16 protein-coding genes are annotated in these 22,115 nt (G+C 70.7%); 14 read left to right on the top strand and 2 right to left on the bottom strand.

What is annotated here, in order from left to right; translation table 11 throughout:
- Positions 1–105 precede the first annotated feature (105 nt).
- Both OHO83_RS44625 and OHO83_RS44630 read right to left on the bottom strand, forming a co-directional pair.
- Entirely contained in the window at positions 106–1,002 is an 897-nt protein-coding gene (locus tag OHO83_RS44625; protein WP_266681289.1) for an MFS transporter, read from the bottom strand.
- Positions 903–1,358 carry an MFS transporter gene (locus tag OHO83_RS44630; protein ID WP_266681291.1) on the bottom strand — a complete coding sequence of 152 codons (456 nt, stop codon included), beginning with the start codon at positions 1,356–1,358 and terminating at the stop codon, positions 903–905. The genes OHO83_RS44625 and OHO83_RS44630 overlap by 100 nt, the downstream gene beginning before the upstream one ends.
- Before the next feature lie 857 nt (positions 1,359–2,215).
- Here OHO83_RS44630 and OHO83_RS44635 point away from each other — a divergent pair.
- The 14 genes from OHO83_RS44635 to OHO83_RS44700 all read left to right on the top strand — a co-directional run bounded on the left by OHO83_RS44635 (position 2,216) and on the right by OHO83_RS44700 (position 22,114).
- A complete protein-coding gene (locus OHO83_RS44635; protein WP_266681293.1) occupies positions 2,216–3,694 on the top strand; it encodes a sugar transferase in 1,479 nt (492 codons plus the stop codon).
- A gap of 73 nt (positions 3,695–3,767) precedes the next feature.
- Positions 3,768–5,084, top strand: a complete 1,317-nt coding sequence (locus tag OHO83_RS44640; protein ID WP_266681295.1) for a nucleotide sugar dehydrogenase — start codon at positions 3,768–3,770, stop codon at positions 5,082–5,084.
- Entirely contained in the window at positions 5,074–6,339 is a 1,266-nt protein-coding gene (locus OHO83_RS44645) for a glycosyltransferase family 4 protein (protein WP_266681297.1), read from the top strand. The genes OHO83_RS44640 and OHO83_RS44645 overlap by 11 nt, the downstream gene beginning before the upstream one ends.
- The gene (locus OHO83_RS44650; protein WP_266681298.1) at positions 6,336–7,703 is read left to right on the top strand and encodes a Wzz/FepE/Etk N-terminal domain-containing protein; all 1,368 of its coding nucleotides are present in this window, start codon (positions 6,336–6,338) and stop codon (positions 7,701–7,703) included. Before OHO83_RS44645 ends, OHO83_RS44650 begins: the two co-directional genes overlap by 4 nt.
- On the top strand, positions 7,700–9,211 hold the full coding sequence (locus OHO83_RS44655) for a Wzz/FepE/Etk N-terminal domain-containing protein (protein ID WP_266681299.1): 1,512 nt from the start codon (positions 7,700–7,702) through the stop codon (positions 9,209–9,211). Before OHO83_RS44650 ends, OHO83_RS44655 begins: the two co-directional genes overlap by 4 nt.
- A 3-nt stretch (positions 9,212–9,214) precedes the next feature.
- The gene (asnB, locus tag OHO83_RS44660) at positions 9,215–11,143 is read left to right on the top strand and encodes an asparagine synthase (glutamine-hydrolyzing) (protein WP_266681300.1); all 1,929 of its coding nucleotides are present in this window, start codon (positions 9,215–9,217) and stop codon (positions 11,141–11,143) included.
- A gap of 32 nt (positions 11,144–11,175) precedes the next feature.
- Positions 11,176–13,359 carry a bi-domain-containing oxidoreductase gene (locus OHO83_RS44665; RefSeq protein ID WP_266681301.1) on the top strand — a complete coding sequence of 728 codons (2,184 nt, stop codon included), beginning with the start codon at positions 11,176–11,178 and terminating at the stop codon, positions 13,357–13,359.
- Positions 13,356–15,332 (top strand): heparinase II/III family protein, encoded by a 1,977-nt coding sequence (locus tag OHO83_RS44670; protein WP_266681302.1) that lies wholly within the window; start codon positions 13,356–13,358, stop codon positions 15,330–15,332. The genes OHO83_RS44665 and OHO83_RS44670 overlap by 4 nt, the downstream gene beginning before the upstream one ends.
- An 8-nt stretch (positions 15,333–15,340) precedes the next feature.
- Positions 15,341–16,882, top strand: coding sequence for a right-handed parallel beta-helix repeat-containing protein (locus OHO83_RS44675; protein ID WP_266681304.1), 1,542 nt, complete (start codon positions 15,341–15,343; stop codon positions 16,880–16,882).
- A gap of 1 nt (position 16,883) precedes the next feature.
- Positions 16,884–18,188 (top strand): O-antigen ligase domain-containing protein, encoded by a 1,305-nt coding sequence (locus OHO83_RS44680; protein ID WP_266681306.1) that lies wholly within the window; start codon positions 16,884–16,886, stop codon positions 18,186–18,188.
- A gap of 2 nt (positions 18,189–18,190) precedes the next feature.
- The gene (locus tag OHO83_RS44685; protein WP_266681308.1) at positions 18,191–19,432 is read left to right on the top strand and encodes a glycosyltransferase; all 1,242 of its coding nucleotides are present in this window, start codon (positions 18,191–18,193) and stop codon (positions 19,430–19,432) included.
- Positions 19,429–20,679 carry a class I SAM-dependent methyltransferase gene (locus OHO83_RS44690; RefSeq protein WP_266681310.1) on the top strand — a complete coding sequence of 417 codons (1,251 nt, stop codon included), beginning with the start codon at positions 19,429–19,431 and terminating at the stop codon, positions 20,677–20,679. The genes OHO83_RS44685 and OHO83_RS44690 overlap by 4 nt, the downstream gene beginning before the upstream one ends.
- Positions 20,676–21,470 carry a glucose-1-phosphate cytidylyltransferase gene (locus tag OHO83_RS44695; protein ID WP_266681312.1) on the top strand — a complete coding sequence of 265 codons (795 nt, stop codon included), beginning with the start codon at positions 20,676–20,678 and terminating at the stop codon, positions 21,468–21,470. The genes OHO83_RS44690 and OHO83_RS44695 overlap by 4 nt, the downstream gene beginning before the upstream one ends.
- Complete coding sequence (locus OHO83_RS44700; RefSeq protein WP_266681314.1) at positions 21,467–22,114, top strand: PIG-L deacetylase family protein; 648 nt, start codon at positions 21,467–21,469, stop codon at positions 22,112–22,114. Before OHO83_RS44695 ends, OHO83_RS44700 begins: the two co-directional genes overlap by 4 nt.
- Position 22,115: the final 1 nt, after the last annotated feature.

The following is a 22,115-nucleotide window of genomic DNA, read 5'->3' on the forward strand; positions in this document are numbered from 1 at the left end:
TGCAGAAAAGGCCCTGTTGTTGTGACAGTTGAGACATCACCCCTGCCCGAAAGGAAGTCCACACGCCGAATGCACCTCCCCGCAATCCGACCTGACGAAGTACCACTATTGGCCGGAAAGCGATTGGTGCGTATCGCGGTCAGCTGAGTCCGCCGGGTCGGTTGTGGACGCGGTGGGCTTGTTGCGCGGACGGTTGCCTGCCGTGACGACCACGGCCGCGGCGAGCGCCATGGCCGCGGACAGGGCGGTGAATCCGGTCGAGAAGGTCGCGACCTGTGCGGCGAGGCCGAGCAGTAGGGACCCGAGGCCGGTTCCGGAGTCGTAGCCGATGTTCCAGGCGACGGAAGTGGTCTGCCGGTTCTCGGCACCGGCGTCGGCAAGGGCTTGCACGAGGGTGATGCTCTGCACCCCTCCGTACGCTGCCCCCAGCAGGACGAGACCGGCCGGCAGTCCGGCGAGAGGGGGTTGGCCGGAGCGGACGGCGACGGCGATGAGGGCCAGGCCGGCGCAGGCGGTGATCAGGAGGATGCAGGTCAACGGGCGGGGTGCGAAGCGGTCCGCCAGGACTCCGCAGACCCAGCGGGCACCCGCGGCGGTGGCGGTGAAGAGGAACAGCGCCGTCACGGCCAGAGCCGGACGGCCGGCGAACTGGGGAGTGAAGGTCAGGACCGCACCTCCGGCTGATGTCACCAACAGCAGGGTGCCCAGGGGCAGCAGGATGCGGCGGAGCACCGTGGTCGTAGGGGCGGCTGCGGCTGCCTGCTCCGGTGAGGGCGTCATGGTGCGGGCGTCGACCGCGCGCCCGAGGCCGCGGGTGAACGGCAGGGCGAGGACGGGCAGTGCACCGCAGGCGATGATCACCGGGAGGGTGAGTGTCGCGGCCAGGGCCGGGGCGGCCGGGGTCAGCACCATCTGGGGCAGGGCGAGGGCCAGGCCGTACAGGCCGATGGCCGCTCCTTGGCGTCCGGGGGAGCGAGCATCGCTGCGGCGGTGGAGCCGCACACGGTGATGATGCCGAAGCCGAGCCCCCGCAGGGCGGTGGTGAGCAGGATCGCCCACAGGCTGTCGCTGAACGCCTGCACCGGCGCCGGCAGGCCGAGCAGCAGGGTCCCCAGGGCAAGGGTGCGTGGCCAGCCCAGCCTGCGCAGCGCTGTCTTGACGAGGAGCTGGGCCAGGACGGTGGTGGCCATCAGTGTGGCGGTGACGAGTCCGGCACCGAACTCATCGGCGCCTCCGTGCACGGCCCACTGCGGGGAGACGGGCAGCAGGAGCGCGAAGCCCGAGAGGCAGAAGAACACCAGCAGGAGCAGGTGCCGTATGCCGGGGGCGGTGGTGACGGACGTCTTCGTGCGTGTCATGGGCAGTCGTGCTTTCTGCGCCGCCGCTGTGGGCTGACGTAGGAGTCGGGTGGAGTGGGCCGGACGGCGCGGACCTCGCCGGTGGGCGCAGTGGCGACGTCGTCGACCTTCACCCGAGCCGTCGGTGTCGCGCGGTTCAGGTCGGTCGCGTATTGAACGATGAGCGCTGAGGGCATCGGCACGGGTGTGGCAGGGTCAGCGCTTTCATTCTCACTGGTCGAACGGACCATACCCGTCGGCTTCTTGCTCCCGCTGGGCTGTCCATCGCCCACAGGCACGCTCGCCGCCCCGCGTTCGCCGACAAGTCCCGCCGGACCGGCCCTGGTTGTGGGCCGGGGGCGGTGTCGGGAGGTCTCGGGGCTGCCGGTGTCAGCAGCCGGGAGAACGTCAGTTCTCGCAGGTCACAGGGCATGTCTGTCGTTGAGGCACCCGCAGGCGGCCACCGGTCCGTGGATCCGGCTTCAAAACTTGAGCACAAATTACACACATCTCTATCTTCAGATGGGCCCCGATGGTCTAGATTGACGCTGCTTCACAAGCACGGACACTGAGCGACAAATGGTGAACTGTTAGGTCTGGCGCCACGGACGGCCGGTTGCAGCGTTTCCGGCGGCCGGACGCGGGGGGATCGAGTCCTGGCGGCTCGCAACTCTGCTGATGTCAGGGCGGGTTGTGCCCGTGGTGCTGAAGTGGCCGGGGTGTGATGCGCGGAGGGCGGGGGCCTTCCGTGGGGGAAGAACAGCGCGGCGCGGGGGCGGGGGCCCCGAGGGGAGGAAGCGTGCGGGGGGCGGGGGCCTCCCGGGGGGAGGAACAGTGTTGGGCGAACACGTCGAACCACTGGGGACCTGGGGGGTTCTGTGCGGCAGGGGGGATTAGTCGACCCTTTTCCGTCGGCGCGCGGGCGTCTGGCGAACGGGTCGATCAGCGAGCCCGCTAACGAGTGGGAACAGCGGTACCGCCGTACCGTGATCACCAGCGATACCGTCGCCACCGCCTTGGTGGTGGGGGGGATCGGCAACTTCTTCGGGGCCCGGGACGCGGCCAACTGGCACGAGAAGTGGGGCATTCTCGCATTCGGCACCGAGTTGCTGGTGCTGGGAGCGCTTGCGGTGAGCCGGGCGTGGGCTCCGGCCGTGCTCGGCCAGGGTGCCGAGGAGTTCCGCCGGCTCGGACGCTCGCTGTTCACGGCGACCGTCGCGCTGGCGCTCGGCGGGATCGCCCTCACCTCGCGCAACATCAAGCTCTGGATCTTCGTCGCGATCCCGGCGATCGCGCTCGTCACCATGACCTCGCGGTATGTGCTCCGCCTCTCGCTGCACAAACAGCGGAAGGAAGGACGATGCCTGAGACCGGTGCTCGCTGCCGGGAGTCCGGCCACCGTGCGCGACCTGATCACCCGAACCCGCAAGTTCCCTCACCTCGGCTGGCGGGTGGAGGCGGTGTGCACACCGGACGGGCTGGGGCTCGACGGTGACCAACTGGACGGGGTGCCGGTCGTCGGCCCACTGGCGGACGTCGCGAGCCACGTCCGCCGCGACGGCTACCGTGTCGTCGCGGTCACACCGGACTCGCACTGGTCACCGGACCGGCTGCAGCGGCTGGCCTGGAACCTCGAAGGCAGCGATGCCGAGATGGTCGTGGCCCCGGTGCTGATGGAGGTGGCCGGCCCGCGGCTGCACGTCGACGCGGTGCTCGGGATCCCGCTGCTGCGGGTCAGCATGCCGACCTTCACCGGTGGCCGCCGGGCGATCAAGGGGGTCGTCGACCGGTTGGGCGCGGCGGTCCTGCTGCTGCTGTTCGCGCCGCTGATGGTGCTCGTCGGGCTGCTCGTGCTGATGGACAGCCGGGGTGGGGCGTTGTACCGCCAGTGCAGGGTCGGCAAGGACGGCCGCGAGTTCACCATCTTCAAGTTCCGCACCATGGTCTCCGGGGCCCACGGGGCACGTGCCGAGCTGGCCGACCGCAACGAGGGCGCAGGGCTGCTGTTCAAGCTCCGCCGGGATCCGCGGGTGACCCGGGTGGGAGCAGTGCTGCGCCGGTACTCGATCGACGAACTCCCGCAGCTCTTCAACGTACTCGCCGGATCGATGTCGCTCGTCGGTCCGCGGCCTCCGCTGCCGGAGGAGTCCGCGGCGTACGGCCCGGACATCCGGCGGCGGCTGCTGGTCAAGCCCGGACTCACCGGTCTGTGGCAGATCAGCGGACGCAGCGACCTGCCGTGGGAGGAGGCGGTCCGCCTCGACCTGCGGTACGTGGAGGACTGGTCGCTCGCCCTGGACGCAGTGATCTTGTGGAAGACGCTGCGTGCGGTGCTCCACGGGCAGGGGGCGTACTGATGCGCGGGGGGCGCCGGCCGATCGGCGCGCGGACCGCAGGCCAAAAGGGCCTGCTTGGGGGGAGAGACGGGTCATGAGAGTCAGCGTTTTCGGGCTCGGCTACGTGGGCTGCGTGTCAGCCGCGTGCCTGGCCAGCATGGGTCACGAGGTCATCGGGGTGGACGTTAACCAGGTGAAGGTGGACCTGGTCAACGACGGCAAGGCCCCGGTGGTCGAGGAGCGGATCGGCGAGCTCATCGCCGAGGTCGTGCGGACCGGGGCGTTGCGCGCCACCGCCGACGTCCGTGAGGCGATCATGGGCAGCGAGATATCGCTGGTCTGCGTGGGCACGCCGTCGGAGCCCAACGGCAGCCTGTGCACCACGTACCTGGAGCGGGTCACCGAGCAGATCGGCGCCGCGCTCGCCGAGCGGGGCGGGCAGCACACCGTCGTGTTCCGCAGCACCATGCTCCCGGGCACCTGTCTGAACCTGCTGGTTCCGATCCTGGAGAAGTCCGTCGGCGGCACGGCCGGGGTGGACATCGGGGTCGCGGTCAACCCGGAGTTCCTGCGCGAGGGCACGAGCGTGCGGGACTTCTTCGACCCGCCCAAGACCGTCATCGGCGAGCTCGACCCGGCCAGCGGCGACGCGGTGGCGGCCCTGTATGAGGGCCTGCCCGGCGAGGTGTTCCGGGTGCCCGTCCCGACGGCCGAGGCGATCAAATACGCGGACAACGCCTTCCACGGCCTCAAGATCGGCTTCGCGAACGAGCTGGGGGCGGTGTGCCATGCGCTCGGGGTGGACTCGCACCAGGTGATGGACGTGTTCCTGGCCGACCGCAAACTGAACGTCAGCCCCGCCTACCTGCGGCCCGGCTTCGCCTTCGGTGGCTCCTGCCTGCCCAAGGACCTGCGCAGCCTGGTGCACGCGGCGCAGCGGGCAGACGTCTCGGTGCCCATCCTCGCTCACGTGCTGCCCTCCAACGCCGACCATCTGCAGCGCGCGGTGGAGCTGGTCGAGCGCACCGGCAAGCGCCGGGTGGGTCTGTTCGGGCTGTCCTTCAAACCCGGCACCGACGACCTGCGCGAGAGCCCGCTCGTCGAGCTGGCGGAGAGGCTCTTCGGCAAGGGCTACGACCTGAAGATCTACGACGCCAACGTGAGCCTCTCCCGGCTGATCGGCGCGAACCGCGAGTACATCGAGACGCGGCTGCCGCACCTCGCGCAGCTGCTCGCGGACTCCGTCGACGAGGTGCTCGAGCACGCCGAGGTGTGCCTGGTCGGGACCAGGGATCCAGCCGTCCTCTCGGCGTTGCCCCATGGCGACGGCCCGGTGATTGTCGACCTGATCCGCCTTCCCGACGCCGAGACGCGTCGGACCGAACCGGGGTACGTGGGCCTTGCTTGGTAACGCAACGAGCGGCGACGGGTCGAACCGGCGCGCGCTGATCCTCGTAGAGAACCTGTCGGTGCCGTTCGACCGGCGGGTGTGGCAGGAGTGCACGACGCTGCGCGACGCGGGCTGGACGGTGCACGTCATCTGTCCCCGTGGGGAGAAGCGCGACACGGAACCGGAGGCCGTGATCGACGGGGTGCGGATCCACCGCTACCCGTTGCGCGCGGCCACCGGGGGACCGGCCGGCTACCTGCGGGAGTACGGATCGGCCCTGTGGCACACGGCCCGGCTGGCCCGCAAGGTCGGCCCGGTCCATGTGGTCCACGCCTGCAACCCGCCCGACCTGCTGTTCCTGTCGGCCCGGTGGCTGAAGCGGCGCGGCGCACGGTTCGTCTTCGACCAGCACGACCTGGTCCCCGAGCTGTACCTCTCCCGGTTCGGCCGCGGCGAGGATCTGCTCTACCGCGCCGTGTGCGCGCTGGAACGGCGGACCTACCGGGCAGCGGACGTCGTGCTCGCCACGAACGAGAGCTACCGGGACGTCGCGATGAGCCGTGGCGGGCAGCGGCCTGAGGACGTGTTCGTGGTGCGCAGCGCGCCCGCGGTCGACCGGTTCCAACCGGTCCCGCCCGAGCCGGAGTTGAAGCGCGGCAAGACTCATCTGCTGTGCTATCTCGGTGTCATGGGCCCCCAGGACGGCGTCGACTACGCCTTGCGGGCCCTGGCCAAGTTGCGCGACGAGTTCGGGCGGACCGACTGGCATGCGGTGTTCGTCGGCGCGGGCGACGCCTTCGACGCGATGGTGGAGCTGTCCCAGCGGCTCGGTCTCTCCGAGCAGGTGCAGTTCACGGGGCGCATTCCGGACGCCGAATTGGTGCGCTATCTGTCCACCGCGGATGTGTGCCTTTCCCCCGATCCGCGCAATCCGCTCAACGACGTGTCGACCATGAACAAGGTTCTGGAGTACATGGCGATGGGCCGGCCGATCGTCTCGTTCGATCTGAAGGAGGCGCGCGTCTCCGCCGGTGAGGCCGCCGTCTACGCGCCCGCCAACGACGAAGCCGAATTCGCCGAGCTCATCACGCTGTTGATGGACGATCCGGAGAAGCGGGCCCGGATGGGGAAGATCGGCCAGGAGCGGATCAGCGGGCCGCTTTCCTGGCGGAACTCGCAAGCGTCGCTGCTCGCCGCCTACACCAGGGCCTGTGGTGAGCGCACGCCGGTGTCGGCGGGCGGCCCGGTCCGCACAGGGAAGAGGCAGCGCAGTTGAGCGAGGACACGATACGCCTGGTCACGATCGGGCGGATTCTCCGTCGGCGTTGGCGGCTTCTCGCCGTCCTCGCCGTGGTGGGGGCGCTCGTCGGGTACGGCACCTCGGTGCTGTTCCCGCCGCGCTACACGGCGTCGGCGTCGGTACTGCTGCCAGGGCAGTGGGAGGAGCGCGAGCTGCTGACCCAGGTGGACATCGCGACCAGTTCGACGGTGGTGGACCGCGCGGCCGCCGCCCTCGACTGGAGCGGCGTCAGCGGTACCGAGCTGCGGGATCGAGTGAGCGCCAAGGCCGCCGACGGGAACATCATCAAGATTTCGGGTACGGCCGACAGTCCGGAGCGCGCGCAGCAGCTTTCCGACCGGATGGCCCAGCAGTTCGTCAAATTCGCCAAGCGGATCGCGGGCGGCAGCACCGACTCCGAAGCGGCTACGGGTCCCGAGGCGCTGCGGCAGCAGGTGCAGGAGACCAACCGTCGCATCACCGACCTGGCCAATGCGGCCGATCCCGGGCAGACCGTGGAGAGCGTGCAGGCCCGCACCGCGCTCGAGAAGCTGCGTACCTCGCTGGAGGAGGCCATGACGAAGCTGGACCAGGCCGACCCGGCGACCGACAAGGCCGGCATGGTCGTCATGGGGCCGGCCGCCCGGCCGACCACCGAGGCGCCGCCGACGAGGGTGCAGCTCATCGTCGCCGGGGCGCTGCTGTTCTTCCTGCTCGCGGTCATCGGCCATCTCATTGCCGCCCGGGTGAATCGCCGGCTGCGCACCGAACCGGAGATCGCCGCGGCGCTGGGTTCGGAGCTGCTCGGCACGGTCGACGTGGCTGGTGAACGATCCGCCCACCGGCCGGAAGGCGGGGGCCCACGAGCCTGGTTCCGCCGCCTCCTCGGCGTCGACACGCGGTGGGACACACCGACCCCACAGAGCTACGGCGACGAGGCCGGCAGGCGGATCCGCTACCGGCGGGTGTGCGCTCGCCTGCGGGAGCAACTGCCGGCCGCCCGGCGGCTGCTGGTTGTCGTACCGGAGGGTGACGAGATCGCCCGTCGGGCCGCCGGGCAGCTCGTCACCGAGGCGAAGGGCGATCCGCTGCTGCGGGTGGTGGAGGTGTCGGTGGACCGGCCGTTGGTGCCGGACCGCGACACAGAGTCCGGTGTCCTGGTCGTTCTCAGCGCGGGCAGCTGGACCGCGGAGCAGCTCGGGGGTATCGCCGAGGCGTGTGCGGACGGCAGGCATGAGGTCGTCGGCATCGTCGTCGCCGGCACGGTCCGGGCCCGTCCGACGGGGTCTGCCGGCCATGCGCCGGATGACTCCGCTCCGGCGTTCGCGGTGCGCGGCCACGTGAGGGGAGGTTCAGCGTGACGACGAGCACGACTTCTGAGTCGTCGGCATCCGCTCCGCTCTTCGACCTGCAGGCGCTGGTGGTGGCGGTGCGCAGGCGCCGCCGCTTCTGGGGCGCGATGGCGCTGTTGGGCCTGCTGGTCGGCGCGGCGGTGGCGGTCCTGATGCCGCCTCCGCCGACCGCGGTGGCCAAGGTGCTGGTCGCGCACCAGGAGGACCAGCCGAACGACCCCGGGACGCTGATCCGCACCGACGTCGCGCTGCTGCAGACCACGCGGATCGCCAACGAGGCCCTGAAGTCCCTCAAGTCCACGGAAAAGCCCGAGGACTTCATGGAGGACTACGGGGGTGTCGGCCTGACCAACAACCTGATGCAGATCAATGTCACAGGTGACAGCGACGCGGACGCGGTGGCCCGCGCCAAGGCGCTGGCCGATGCGTTCGTCGCGGAACATGTGCGGCAGATACAGCAGGCCGCGGACGCCGAGTCCGATGCCCTGCGCCAGCAGCGTGACCGGATGCGGAAGGAACTCGCACAGGTCAACAAGGCGATCGGAGACGGATCGCCGGAGACCGACCCGAAGGCGTCGGCGAACCTGGAGTCGCTCTTCGCGCGCCGGGCCGAACTCACCTCGCGGATCACCGATTTCGACCAGCGCGCGGAGGAAGCGCGTGTCGGTACACCCCAGCTCATCGTCGGCACTCAGATCGTGGACGCCCCGCGCGCGGTGCGGCACTCCCTGACCAAGGCCGTTGCCACCGACTCCGCGATCGGGCTCGTCCTCGGGCTCGTCCTCGGGCTCGCGCTGGCCGCGGTCGGCGTGGTGGTGGCGGACCGCCCCGTGTTGCGCCGGGACATCGCGGCGAACCTGGGTGCCTCGGTCATCGCGGAACTGCCCGGCCGGTCGGGCAGGCGCCGACGGACCCGCGCGGCACGGGCACGGCTCACCGTGAGTCTCGCCCGCACCGTGCGCGGCTCCGCGGAACCGCTGTCCCTGCTGGAACTGGGCTGTGCGCGCAGCACGGGCGTGATCGCCCTGGACCTCGCCAGGGCACTGGCGGAGGACGGACCAGTGGTCGTCATCGACGGTCTGCCCGGCTCGCAGCTCGCAGGCCGCCGCCCGAAGCCGGGAGATCCGACGGTGGTCAGCGGCGAGCGTGCCGCGGCCGCGTCGGATCAGGAGCGCCGGCTCGGCGTCGGCTCGGTCGCGCCCGGCACCGCGTGGACCGATCTCCAGTACCTCGGTGCCCAGACCGTGCTCGTCGTGCGGGCCGGGCACGGCAGCGCCGCATGGCTGCACACCGTGGCGCGGCAGCTCGCGGACCAGCGCATCGCGGTGATCGGTGTGGTGCTGATCGACCCCGATCCGCGTGACCGGACCGACGGCACGCTGTGGGACGGGCTGCACACCGCGCTGCGCGGCCGGAACCAGGCGCCGGCCCGGCACAACGGGGCGGGCCGGCGACGGACGGAGCGGCTGCCGATGTGGGCCGCACGGGTCCCGGACAACGACCAGGACGGGCGGTAGGACATGTGTGGCGTCGCAGGCACCTACCGATGGCCGGACGGGAAGGTCGTGACCGACCGGCTCACCGACACGCTCGCCCACCGCGGTCCGGACGGGGCGGGCCGGTACAGCCACCCCGTCGGTGACGGCGAAGTGCACCTCGGACACCGCCGGCTGTCCATCATCGACCTGTCCGAGACCGGCGCCCAGCCGATGGTCAAGGACGGTCTCGTCCTCACGTACAACGGCGAGCTGTACAACGCACCCGCCCTGCGGGCCGAGTTGGCGGCCGCCGGGGTGCGCTTCCGCGGTACCTCCGACACCGAGGTGCTCCTCGAGGCCTGGCGGCGCTGGGGTACGGACTGTCTGCCCCGGCTGCGCGGCATGTTCGCGTTCGGTATCTTCAACGAGCGCACCGGTGAACTGGTGCTGGTCCGCGACCAGTTGGGCATCAAGCCGCTGTTCCTGCTGCGGCGCGGCACGGGCCTGGTGTTCGCCTCCGAGCTCAAGGCGCTCGCCGCCGCGACCGGCGGGACGCTGGAGGTGGACGATGCGGCGCTGGTGGCCTCGCTGCTGTACTACTGGGTGCCGGACTCGCGGTGCGCGTTCCGCGAAGCGGAGAAGCTGCCGCCGGGGAGCTGGCTCCGGTGCCGGCCCGACGGCCGGGTGGAGCGCGGCCGGTTCTGGAACCTCAGGGACGTCGCCGCCGAGGGCCGGGAGCGGGCCCGCAGCGGCGAGCAGCCGGACCTTGCCGCCATCGTCGAGGAGTCGACCCGTCAGCACCTGCTCTCCGACGTGCCCGTGGCGACCTTCCTCTCCGGCGGTCTCGACTCCAGCTACCTGACCGCGCTGGCGGCCCGCGACCGGCCCGGGATCTCCGCCTACACGATCGGGTTCCGCGCCGAGGACGCCAGGTTCGAGGCGATGCCGGACGACCTGCGCTACGCCCGGCAGGTGGCCGAGCGGTTCGGCGTCGACCTGCACGAGATCGAGATCGCTCCGAATGTGCTCGACCTGCTGCCTCAGATGACGTACCACCTGGACGAGCCGATCGGCGACCCCGCCGCGATCAACACGTTCCTGATCTGCTCGGCCGCCCGGGAGGCCGGGGTCAAGGTGATGCTCTCGGGGATGGGCGCCGACGAGCTGTTCGCCGGGTACCGCAAGCACCTGGCCAACCTGCTCGCCCTGCGCTACCAGCGCGTCCCCCGGCCTCTGCGGCACGGCCTGTCCAGGGCCGTGGACAGGCTGCCCGTCGCCACGGCCCGCCGGGGGTACCGGTCGGTGCGCTTCGCGAAGCGGTTCCTCTCCTTCGCCGATCTGCCCGAGGAGACCGCGTTCCGGCGCAGCTACACCATGTACGACCAGGACGAGCTGCTCGCCCTGGTCGATCCTGACCTGGCCGGGACGGTCGAGGACGTGCTGACCGAGCATGCCGACATCTACCAGGACAACGACCTCGACGACTTCGTCAACCGCATGTGCCTGGGCGACGCCCGGATGTTCCTGCCGGGGCTGAACCTCGCGTACACCGACCGGTCGAGCATGGCCGCGTCCACCGAGGTGCGGGTGCCGTATGTGGACGTCGAGGTGGTCAGGGCGGCGTTCGCGGTGCCCGGCGATCGCAAGATCGTCGGACGGCAGGGCAAGGCCGTCCTCAAGGAGGCGGCCACCTCGGTCCTGCCCCGGGAGATCGTGTACCGGCCCAAGGGCCTGTTCAGCGCACCGCTGCGCGCCTGGATGAGCCGGGATCTGGCACCGCTGGTGCGCGAGGTGGTGAACGACGGCGTGCTCGTCAATTCCGGGCTTCTGCGCCGTGACGCGCTGGCGCGGATGGTCGCCGAGGACGCCGCCGGGCAGCGGGACTTCTCCAAGCATCTGTGGCATGTGCTGACGCTCGAGTACTGGTATCGCGGCGCGACTTCTGCCTCCGGCCGGAGCCAGGCGGCCTGACAGCGTTGAAAGTTGAAACAAGAGGAGCTCGGGTGAAGCAGGTAGTTCAGAACTACAAGAGTGGCGAGCTGGCGCTGCTCGACGTGCCGGTGCCGGGGTGCAAGCCGGGCGGCGTGCTGGTCCGGAGCGCCTACTCGCTGATATCGACCGGGACCGAGCTCATGAAGGTGTCCGAGGCCGGCATGTCGATGGTGGGCAAGGCCCGTTCCCGGCCGGACCAGGTGGCCAAGGTCGTGCAGAGCGTGGCCACCAACGGGGTGCCCGCGACCTACCGCAAGGTGATGGGCAAGCTGGACTCCTACACGCCGCTCGGCTACTCGCTGTGCGGGGTCGTCGAGGAGGTCGGTTCCGGCGTCGACGACGTGAAGGTCGGCGACCTCGTCGCCTGCGCCGGCAACGAGCACGCGTTGCACGCCGAGTTGAACTGGGTGCCGAAGAACCTGTACACCCCGGTGCCGGACGGCCTCGCGCCGCGCCACGCGGCCTTCGGCACCGTCGGATCGATCGCGATGCAGGGCGTCCGCCAGGGCGAGCCGCAGCTCGGCGAGGTGGCCCTGGTCATCGGCCTCGGACTGATCGGGCAGCTGGTGGTGCAGCTCCTCGCCGCCTCGGGAGTCCGCGTCATCGGGGTCGACCCCGACCCGGCACGCTGCGAGCTGGCCGAGCGTACGGGCGCCGCGGCCTGTGGCGATCCCGCCTCCGCGGCCGTGGAAGCCGCCGTCGCCGAGCTCACCGGCGGTCACGGGGTGGACCAGGTGTACCTGGCCGCCGGCGGCGGCAGCAACCAACCCGTCGAGCTGGCCGCCCGGCTCTGCCGGGACCGCGGCCGGGTCGTCGACATCGGCAAGTGCCGCCTGGACCTGCCGTGGAACGCGTACTACGAGAAAGAGCTCGACGTCCGGTTCTCCCGCAGTTACGGCCCCGGGCGCTACGACCCGGCGTACGAGCTGGAGGGACGTGACTACCCGATCGGCTACGTGCGCTGGACCGAGCGCCGTAACCTGGCGTGCTTCCTTGATCTTGTCGCCCGCGGCAGCGTCGACGTGGAGCCTCTGGTTTCCCACATCGCCGACTTCGACGACGCCGTCGAGACATACCAGCGCCTCGAGAGCGGCGACCTGAAGGCCGTGGCCGTGCTGTTCCGCTACCCCGAGCACGCGGGGCAAGCAGTGGCGCCCTCGGTGGCCGTGCCCGCGGTGAAGCGCCCCGGCGGCACAGTGTCCACCCCGGCCCGGGCCGCCAAGACGCCGGTGCGCCTGGCGTTCGTCGGCGCGGGGAACTATGCGACGTCGATGCTGCTGCCGCATCTGGCACAGCGCGAGGGCGTCGAGTTGTCGACCGTCGTCACGACGACCGCGCTGTCCGGGGCCAACGCGCAGCGTAAGTTCGGCTTCGCCGAGGCGACCACCGATCTGGACGCCGTGCTCGGCGACAAATCCATCGACGCGGTGTTCGTGGTCACCCGGCACAGCTCGCACGCCGAACTGACCCGAAGGGCACTGCTTGCCGGCAAGACCGTCTTCGTGGAGAAGCCCCTGGCCCTCACCGAGGACGAACTGGCCGGCGTACTCACGGCGGTGGAGGAGTCCGGCAACGACCGGCTGCAGGTGGGCTTCAACCGCCGGTTCGCGCCGCTGCTGCAGGAGGCCAGGGAGCGATTCGGCGCCCGGACCGGTCCGGCGAACCTGCGCTACCTGGTCAACGCGGGCCGGCTGCAGCACGGCAGCTGGTACCTCCAGCAAGGCACCGAGGGCTCGCGGTTCGTCGGCGAGGGCGGGCACTTCATCGACACGGCGAGCTGGCTGCTCGGGGCCGACCCCGTTTCGGTGTACTCGGTCGCCACGTCCGGCAACGAGGACCTGCAGATCGTGCTGCGCTACCCGGACGGGTCCACCGCTACCATCAGCTACGTCACCACCGGCGCGCCCAGCTTCCCCAAGGAGACGCTGGACCTTGTCGCGGACGGCAAGGTACTGCGGCTCGACGACTTCGTCCGGGCCTCGGTCTACGGCCGCAAGCGGTGGGTCAGTTCGCGGCTGCCCAAGGCCCGGGACAAGGGCCAGAACGCCGAACTGGCCGCGTTCGTCAAGGCCGTGCGGACCGGCGGGCCGATGCCGGTGCCGCTGGAGTCCCTCGTCGCCACCACGGCGGCCACCCTCGCCGTGCAGGCAGGCCTGGCCGGCGGTGCGCCGGTGACGTTGGCGAGCGCCCGATGACCATGAGCGCGGGCTGGTACCTGCGGCGGCTGTCCCGGATGGGACCGCGGGAGGTCGGCGGCCGGGCGGGCGACGCGGTGCGCAGACGGCGGTGGCGGTCGGCGCGGCCGCACTGCCCGAGCGTGACCGGCGCCCGGTTCACCGCGGTACTTCCCGCCGGGACGACCGCCGCCATACCTCCGGACGCCGCGAAGCGTCTCATCACCGAAGCGGACCGGCTGATGTACGGGCACGCCGAGTTCTTCGGGGTGGTCCGCGACGACCTGACCGACCCGGACTGGTGGAGCGACCCCAAGACAGGGCGCCGTGCCCCGTGGGGCTACGCCTTCGACGTGCCGTACCGCAACGAGGACGCGGTCGGGGACATCAAGCAGATCTGGGAACTGTCCCGGCATCAGTACCTCACGGTGCTCGCAGCCGCGTACGCGATCACCGGGGACGAGCGGTACGCCGAGCGAGTGGCCGAGCACCTGCGGTCGTGGTGGACGGCCAACCCACCGCTGCGCGGCGTGCACTGGATCAGCGGCATCGAGCTGGGCATCCGGCTGCTGTCCTGGGTGTGGATCCGCCGGCTGCTCGACGGCTGGCCGGGCGCGGCCGGCCTGTTCGAGGACAACCCGGTGGCGCAGAACCAGATCTGGCACCACCAGCGCTGGCTGGCCGCCTTCCCCAGCCGGGGGTCTTCGGCGAACAACCACGTCATCGCCGAGGCCGCCGGGCAGTTCGCCGCGGCCTGCGCGTTCGGATGGTTCCCCTCCTCGGCGCGTTGGCGAACCGACGCGCTGCGGTCGTTGGAGCGGCACCTGCGCAGCAACACCTTCACTTCCGGCCTCAACCGCGAGCTGGCCACCGAGTATCACGGCCTCGTGCTGGAGCTCGGCCTGGCCGCGGTGGCCGAGGCGGACGCCACCGGTGTGCCGGTCCCCGCGTCCGTCCGGCTCGTGCTGCTGCGGATGACCGACGCGCTCGCGGCCATCGTGGACAGCCGGCTGCGGCCGCCGCGCCAGGGAGACGCGGACGACGGTCACGGTCTGGTCGTGGACGGCCCGGGCACCGACCGCTGGGCCTCGCTCCTTGCCACCGGGGACGCCGTGTTCGGCCGGCTCGACTGGTGGCCGGCAGTGACCGGCACCGACGTGCGCACGCCACTGCTGGCCGCGCTCATCCGGCCCTACCCGAACCATGGAACGGCACCGGCCGTGTCCCGACCGGCCACCCGACCGGCCCACTTCGCCGACGCGGGCATGACCATCCTGCGCGGTCCGGAAGAGATCTGGTGCCGCTGCGACGGGGGTCCGCACGGCTTCCTGTCCATCGCCGCGCATGCCCACGCGGACGCACTGTCCGTGGAGGTCCGGCACGACGGTGTCGACGTGCTCGCCGACCCGGGGACGTTCTGCTATCACGGACAGCCCGAGTGGAGGCAGTACTTCCGGTCGACCCTCGGCCACAACACCCTGCAGCTGGACGGCGGTGACCAGTCCGTCTCCGGCGGCCCGTTCCTGTGGACCCGGCACGCCCGCAGCCGTGTCCTGGCCACGGACACCTCCGACGCCTCCGGAACGGGAGTGGTCCGCTGGAGTGCCGAGCACGACGGCTACCAGCGCTCCGTACACCGTCGCCGGGTCGAACTGACCGCCGAGAGCCGGGAACTGCGGGTGGTCGACGAGGTGGGCGGCCCGGGCGGGGACGTGCGCCTGGCGTTCCACCTCGGTCCGGCCATCGCCGCGGACCTGGTGGGCAACCGGGCAGTGCTCACCTGGATCAGGGACGGGGAGGCACGCTCCGCGGTGCTCGAGCTGCCCGGGCAACTGTCCTGGCAGGCACATCGAGGCGAGAGCGATCCGCCGCTCGGCTGGTACTCCGCCGGATTCGGGCGCAAGGAACCCACGACCACTCTGGTCGGCACCGGCTTCGCCGACGGCACCGCGCTGTCGGGGGAGTTCACCACCGTGCTCAGGTTCCACGGTTAGGGGGGCGCGTGGGGAACAAGAGGCGGCACAGGGCGTTGGCGGTGGCACCGCTGGCGCTGGCCCTGCTGGTGGCGACCGGCTGTGAGAGCACGCCGGGAGCCAAGACGGAGCCGAAGGCCGCGACACCCACGTCCGCCGCGTCGGCGGTGCGAGCCGTGGCCAAGGTGTGCGCCAAGCCCACGGCCGGGCCGGCGAAGGCGCCGGAGGGTGCGGTGACGGTCGACCCCGCGGTGGTCGGCGACCTGGCGGCCAAGACCAAGAGCAGCCCCCCGCACACCACGTTCTGGCTGCGACCGGGCAAGCACAGGCTCGACCCGGACCGCTACGCCCAGGTCGTTCCCAAGGAGGGGGACCGCTACCTCGGTGCGCCGGGCGCGGTGCTCGACGGCGGGAAGAAGAACCAGTACGCGTTCGCGGGTCCCGCCCGCGACGTCACCATCCGCTACCTGACCGTGCAGCGTTTCGTGGCGCCGCCCGACGAGGGCGTGGTCAACCACGACTCGGCCGACGGGTGGGTGATCGAGCACGCGACGATCCAGGACAACTCCGGTGCCGGGCTGATGGCCGGTGCCCGTCAGCAGGTCCGCGCCAGCTGCCTGCGCGACAACGGCCAGTACGGCATGAACGCGTACAAGGCCAAAGGCCCGCTGAGCGGCCTGGTCGTCGAGGGCAACGAGATCACCGGCAACAACACCGGCGACTGGGAGCGGCGGCGAGAGGGCTGCGGCTGCACCGGAGGCATCAAGTTCTGGGCCGTCAACGGCGCCGAGATTCGCGGCAATTGGGTGCACGACAACCGCGGAACAGGATTGTGGGCGGACACCAACAACAACGACTTCCGTATCGAGAACAACGTGCTCGAGGACAACGACGGCGCCGCGCTGATCTACGAGACCAGCTACAACGCGGTCATCCGGAACAACACGATCCGGCGGAACAACTGGGTCGAGGGCCGCAGGGAAGCCGACGGCGGCGACACCTTCCCGTACGCGACCGTCTACCTGTCGGAGTCGGGCGGCGAACCACGGATCAAAGCCCGCACCGACAAGATCGAGATCTACCGGAACGTGATGGAGAACAACTGGTCCGGGATCACCCTGTGGGAAAACGCCGACCGGTTCTGCAACAGCCCGGCCAACACCTCGTCCGGTGACTGCACGCTGCTGGTCCCCGACACCGACCGCTGCGCGAAACCGGCGATCGCCAAAGCACCGCTGTACGCCGACTGCCGGTGGAAGACCCAGCGGGTGGACATCCATGACAACCGCTTCGTGCTGGACACGTCCGTCGTCAAGTGCACGGTGAAGTGCGACCGCATGGCGGTCCTCGCCAACTACGGCACCTATCCGGACTGGTCGCCCTACAAGGGCGAGGGGGTGGCTGAGGCGATCACCCGCAAGCAGCACAACCGCTGGCACGACAACGTCTACCTCGGACCATGGAAGTTCGTCGCCCACGACCCGAGCCAGGTGCTCGACTTCGGGCAGTGGCAGAGCACGCCGAACCAGCAGGACGCGGGCAGCACACTCGACCTACGGGCCGGTGGTTGAGATGGGCCGACAACTGCGGCGCACTGGGCTCCCAGGCGGACCGGACGCGGCGGGAACGCAGCCCGGCGCCGAACCGCGACCCGCCCGCACACCGAAGATCGCCGGGATCGTCTGGGGGCTGCTGATCCTCAACACGCTCGGCTCCACCGGAGCGGAGACCGTCATCCCGCTGCCCCGCTCCCTCATCCAGATGGTCACCATGGGCGCGCTGGTCGCCGCGTTCGCGCTGGCGCTCGCCGTCAATCTCCGGCTGCGCATCCGAGCCGGCGCCTACCTGTTCCTGCTCACCCTGCTGCTGGTGGCGAGCGTGATCTCCAGCGCGCACCTGGAGTCCGGGTTCGGGGCGCTGTTCCGCTGCGCCCGACTGGCTCTCTTCGTCAGCACGCTGTGGCTGCTCAGTCGCTGGTGGGACGGCAGCCTGACGTTCGTCCGGCACCACATCCGGATGTACTTCGCGGTGCTCGCGTCGGTGGCCGCAGGCCTGGTCATCTCACCGGGCGCGGCCCTGCCCGACCTCTACGGAGGACGCCTCGTCGGCGCGTTGTGGCCGCTCACCCCGCCCCAGATCGGACAGTACGCAGCCGTGATCATCGGGCTCACCGCGCTGCTCGTACTGGGCCGCCGGACCGACAGGACCAGCGCGGCGGTCGTCATCGTGCCGTCCCTCGTCCTGCTCGCGCTGACCCATACCCGCACGGCCACCCTCGGCCTGTTCGTCGGGCTGGCGCTGGCGATCGGCTCGCTCATCCTGACCAGCGCCGCAGCCCGGCGGTTCTTCACCTGGGCGGTGCTGTGCGCCGTGGTGGCCGCGGTCGGGTTCGCCTCCGCACTCCAGACCTGGTTCCTGCGCGGACAGAGCCAGGAGAACTTCTCCAGCCTCACCGGTCGGGCCAAGGTCTGGGACGCCCTGCTGGCCGCGCCCCGCACGACCGGGGAGAAGGCGTTCGGCGTGGGCCTGGGCGACAAGTCGTTCGGCGGGCTGCCGATCGACAACAGCTGGCTGGCCGTTTACAACGAGCAGGGCCTGATCGGAGTCGCCGTGGTGGCGGCGATCATCATCGTGCTGGGCGGCGTCGCGTTGCTGCGGCCACCGTCCCTGCAGAGGGCCTGCGCGATCTTCCTGATCAGCTACTGCGCGATCGCGTCGTACACCGAGGCCGGGCTCGGCGACGCCTCGCCGTATCTGCTGCATCTGGCCCTGGCCGCCGCGCTGTTGGCGGCGCCTGCCGAGGCCGCTCCTCTCCCGACGCCCGAACCCGCTCGACGATCCGTCCCGCGATGGACCCGGAAATCGGAGGTGAGCTGAGCATGCACGTCCTCGTGGTGCACAACCGCTACTCCTCGGCGCAGCCGAGCGGGGAGAACAAGGTCGTCGACCAGGAGGTCGAGCTGCTGCGCGCTGCCGGCCACCGGGTCGAGATGTTCGAGCGGCGCAGCGACGACATCGCCACTCGCTCTCTCGTCGCCAAGGCCGCGGTGCCGGTGCTCGTGCCGTGGAACCCGGCGGTCCGCACAGAACTCGCCGCCCGGCTCCGCACCGAGCGGCCGGACATCGTCCACGTCCACAACGTCTTCCCGCTCCTGTCGCCCGCGGTCCTCGCCGCCTGCGCCGACGCCGGGGTGCCCGCCGTCGCCACCCTGCACAACTACACCCAGATCTGCCCGCCCGGAACGCTGCAGCGCGACGGCCGACCGTGCACCGAGTGCGTCGGGTCGACGCCGCTGCCCTCCGTCCGGCACGGCTGCTACCGCAACTCCCGCCTCGCGACGGTGCCGCTCGCGGTCAGCCTGTCGGTCAACCGGCGGCGGTGGTGGTCCGGCGTGGAGCGCTTCTTCTGCATCTCCGCGGCGCAGCGCGACGTCCTGGTGAGGGCCGGCATGCCGCCCGAGCGCCTCGCGGTCAAGCACAACTTCGTGCCGGACCCGGGCACTTGCCGAGAAGGCACCGGCGAGCATCTGCTCTACCTCGGACGGCTCGCGGAGGCCAAGGGCGTACGGCTGCTCATGGCCGCATGGGACGAGATCACGGCGAACGGCGGTGTGGGCATACCGCTCGTCATCGCCGGCACGGGACCGCTGGAGCGAGAGGTGAGCGCCTGGGCGGCGGGCCGGGACGACGTGCGCTACGTCGGCCTGCTGGACCTGGCGGAGTGCCGGAAGGCCATTGCGCGCTCGGTGGCCGTGGTGGCTCCCTCGACGTGGCTGGAGGCGTTCGGCCTGGTGGTCGTGGAGGCGATGGCGGCCGGGGTACCGACCGTCGCGGCCGGTCACGGCGCCTTCGTCGAACTCGTCGAGGACGGCGTGACCGGGCTGCTGCACCAGCCGGGCGAGCCCGCCTCGCTCGCGTCCTGCCTACGCCGGATCGCGGGCGAGCCGGACCGGAACCAGGAGATGGGCCAAGCGGCCCGGCTCCGTTACGAACAGGGCTTCAGCCCGGCCGTCGGGCTGAAGCGCCTGGTGGAGGAGTACCGCACCGCGATCGCGGGTCGGTCAGCACAGACTCGCACCGGGGACACCCGCGCGAGCAGGGGGGATGGGGACAGCAAATGACACGATGCCGACTCTGCGGCTCGAAGGCGATGGCGAGCGTCGTCGACCTTGGGGCGACGCCACCATGCGAGAGCTTTCTCGCCGCGGACCAACTGGACCAGCCGGAGCCGGCGTACCCGCTGCACCTGCGGGTCTGCACCGACTGCTGGCTCGCCCAGATACCTCCGCTGATCACTCCGGAGGACACGTTCAGCGAGTACGCGTACTTCTCCTCCTTCTCGACGTCCTGGGTGGAGCACGCGCGCACGTTCGTCGCCGACGCCGTACAGCGGGTGGGTCTCGGCCCCGACGCCTTCGTGGTCGAGGTCGCGAGCAACGACGGGTACCTGCTGAAGCACGTGGTGGACCGGGGTATCCGCTGCCTCGGCGTCGAGCCGTCGGTGAACGTCGGCGCCGCTGCCCGGGACGCGGGTGTACCCACGCTCACCGAGTTCCTGAGCCCGGACACCGGCTCGGCCGTCCGCGCCGAACACGGCCCGGCCGACCTGGTCGTGGCCAACAACGTGTACGCGCACATCCCCGACGTGGTCGGATTCACCCAGGGCCTGCGCGCCCTGGTCGCCGACGACGGCTGGGTCTCCATCGAGGTGCAGCATCTGCTGACCCTGATCGAGGAGAACCAGTACGACACGATCTACCACGAGCACTTCCAGTACTACACGGTCGCCTCCGCGGTCCGGGCGCTGGCGAGCGGCGGACTCGCCCTCGTGGACGTCGAGTTGCTGCCCACACACGGCGGCTCCATCCGGCTGTGGGCCCGGCCCACCGAGGCGGCCGGCGAGCCGACGCAGCGGGTGGCCGACGTACTGGACCGGGAGAAGGCCGCCGGGCTGCAAGAGCTGTCCGGGTACACCGAGTTCTCCGCTCGGGTGGCCAAGGTGCGCCGGGACCTCCTCACGTTCCTCATCGAGGCGGCCGAGCGCGGCGAGACGGTCGTCGGCTACGGCGCCCCGGGCAAGGGCAACACGCTGCTCAACCACTGCGGCATCCGGCCCGACCTGCTCGCGTACACGGTCGACCGCAACCCCTACAAGCACGGCAGGTTCACCCCGGGCACCCGCATCCCGATCCTGGCGCCCGAGCAGATAGCCGCCGACAAACCGGACTACGTCCTCGTCCTCCCGTGGAACCTGCGGGCCGAGCTGGTCGAGCAGCTGTCCTTCGTCAACGACTGGGGCGGCCGACTGGTCTTCCCCATCCCGGAATTGAGCATTGTCGAGGTCGCGTCTCGAAAGGTCACAGCATGAAGGTCGTTCTGTTCTGCGGCGGCTACGGGATGCGGATGCGCAGCGGCGCCGCCGACGACGTGCCCAAGCCCATGGCGATGGTCGGACCCAGGCCGCTGATCTGGCATGTCATGCGCTACTACGCGCACTTCGGGCACAGGGAGTTCATCCTGTGCCTCGGGTACGGGGCTCACCACATCAAGGACTTCTTCCTCAACTACGAGGAGACGACGTCCAACGACTTCGTGCTGCGGGGCGGGCGGACCGAGCTGCTGTCCACCGACATCGCCGACTGGACGATCACGTTCGCGCAGACCGGTATCGAGTCACCGATCGGTGAGCGGCTGCGGCGGGTGCGGCACCACCTGGACGGCGACGAGATGTTCCTCGCCAACTACGCCGACGTGCTCACCGACGCCCCGCTGCCGCAGATGATCGACTCCTTCGCGAGGCGCGACGCCGGCGCGTCGATGATGGTGGTGCCGCCGCAGTCCTCGTTCCACTGCGTGGACCTGGGCGAGGACGGCCTGGTGGGGGGCATCACCGCGGTGAGCGAACTGCCGCTGTGGGAGAACGGCGGCTACTTCGTGCTCCGGCAGGAGGTCTTCGACCACATACCGGAGGGCGGGGATCTGGTCGCTGACGGATGCGCCCAACTGGCCAAGCAGGGCCGCCTCGTGGCGCACCGGCACCGCGGCTTCTGGAAGCCGACCGACACCGTGAAGGAGCGGGCCGCGCTCGACGACGCCTACGCCCGGGGTGAGCGCCCGTGGGCCGTGTGGGAGCGGAACAGCGCCGGGGTGGGTGCGTGATCCGGCTCGGGGCCGGGCCCCTGGACCGGATCGTCGCGGTGGGCGCCCACTGCGACGACATCGCCATCGGCGCCGGCGGCACGCTGCTGACGCTGTGCCTCGCGCGGCCGGGCATCCGTGTCGACGCGCTGGTGCTGTCGGGCGGTGGCAGCGAGCGGGAGCAGGAGGAGCAGGCCGCGCTCGCCGCCTTCTGCCCGGGCGCCGACCTGCGGCTGACGGTGCTCAAGCTGCCGGACGGCCGGATGCCCGTGCACTGGGACGAGGCCAAGGCCGCGGTCGAGGAGCTGCGGGAGCGGACCGAGCCGGATCTGATCCTGGCCCCGCGCGCCGATGACGCGCACCAGGACCACCGCGGCCTGGCGCAGCTGATCCCCACAGCGTTCCGCGACCACCTCGTGCTCGGCTACGAGATCGTCAAATGGGACGGCGACCTCGGCCGGATGGCGGCGTACCAGCCGCTGGCGCCGGAGATCGCCGAACGCAAGGTGCGGCTGCTGCAGGAGCACTACCCCTCGCAGCGCCACCGGTCCTGGTACGACCGGGAGGCCTTCCTGGGCCTTGCCCGGATTCGCGGCATCGAAAGCCATGTGCGCTACGCCGAGGCGTTCGCCGTCACCAAACTCACTCTCGACCTGGGGGACTGAA

Source organism: Streptomyces sp. NBC_00569, assembly GCF_036345255.1.
Lineage (GTDB): Bacteria > Actinomycetota > Actinomycetes > Streptomycetales > Streptomycetaceae > Streptomyces.

What these genes read in the sequence shown, in the direction of transcription:
- OHO83_RS44630 (WP_266681291.1), bottom strand. Translation starts at nt 1,358, where the DNA reads ATGACACGCACGAAGACGTCCGTCACCACCGCCCCCGGCATACGGCAC.
- OHO83_RS44640 (WP_266681295.1), top strand. Translation starts at nt 3,768, where the DNA reads ATGAGAGTCAGCGTTTTCGGGCTCGGCTACGTGGGCTGCGTGTCAGCC.
- asnB (WP_266681300.1), top strand. Translation starts at nt 9,215, where the DNA reads ATGTGTGGCGTCGCAGGCACCTACCGATGGCCGGACGGGAAGGTCGTG.
- OHO83_RS44670 (WP_266681302.1), top strand. Translation starts at nt 13,356, where the DNA reads ATGACCATGAGCGCGGGCTGGTACCTGCGGCGGCTGTCCCGGATGGGA.
- OHO83_RS44680 (WP_266681306.1), top strand. Translation starts at nt 16,884, where the DNA reads ATGGGCCGACAACTGCGGCGCACTGGGCTCCCAGGCGGACCGGACGCG.
- OHO83_RS44685 (WP_266681308.1), top strand. Translation starts at nt 18,191, where the DNA reads ATGCACGTCCTCGTGGTGCACAACCGCTACTCCTCGGCGCAGCCGAGC.
- OHO83_RS44690 (WP_266681310.1), top strand. Translation starts at nt 19,429, where the DNA reads ATGACACGATGCCGACTCTGCGGCTCGAAGGCGATGGCGAGCGTCGTC.
- OHO83_RS44695 (WP_266681312.1), top strand. Translation starts at nt 20,676, where the DNA reads ATGAAGGTCGTTCTGTTCTGCGGCGGCTACGGGATGCGGATGCGCAGC.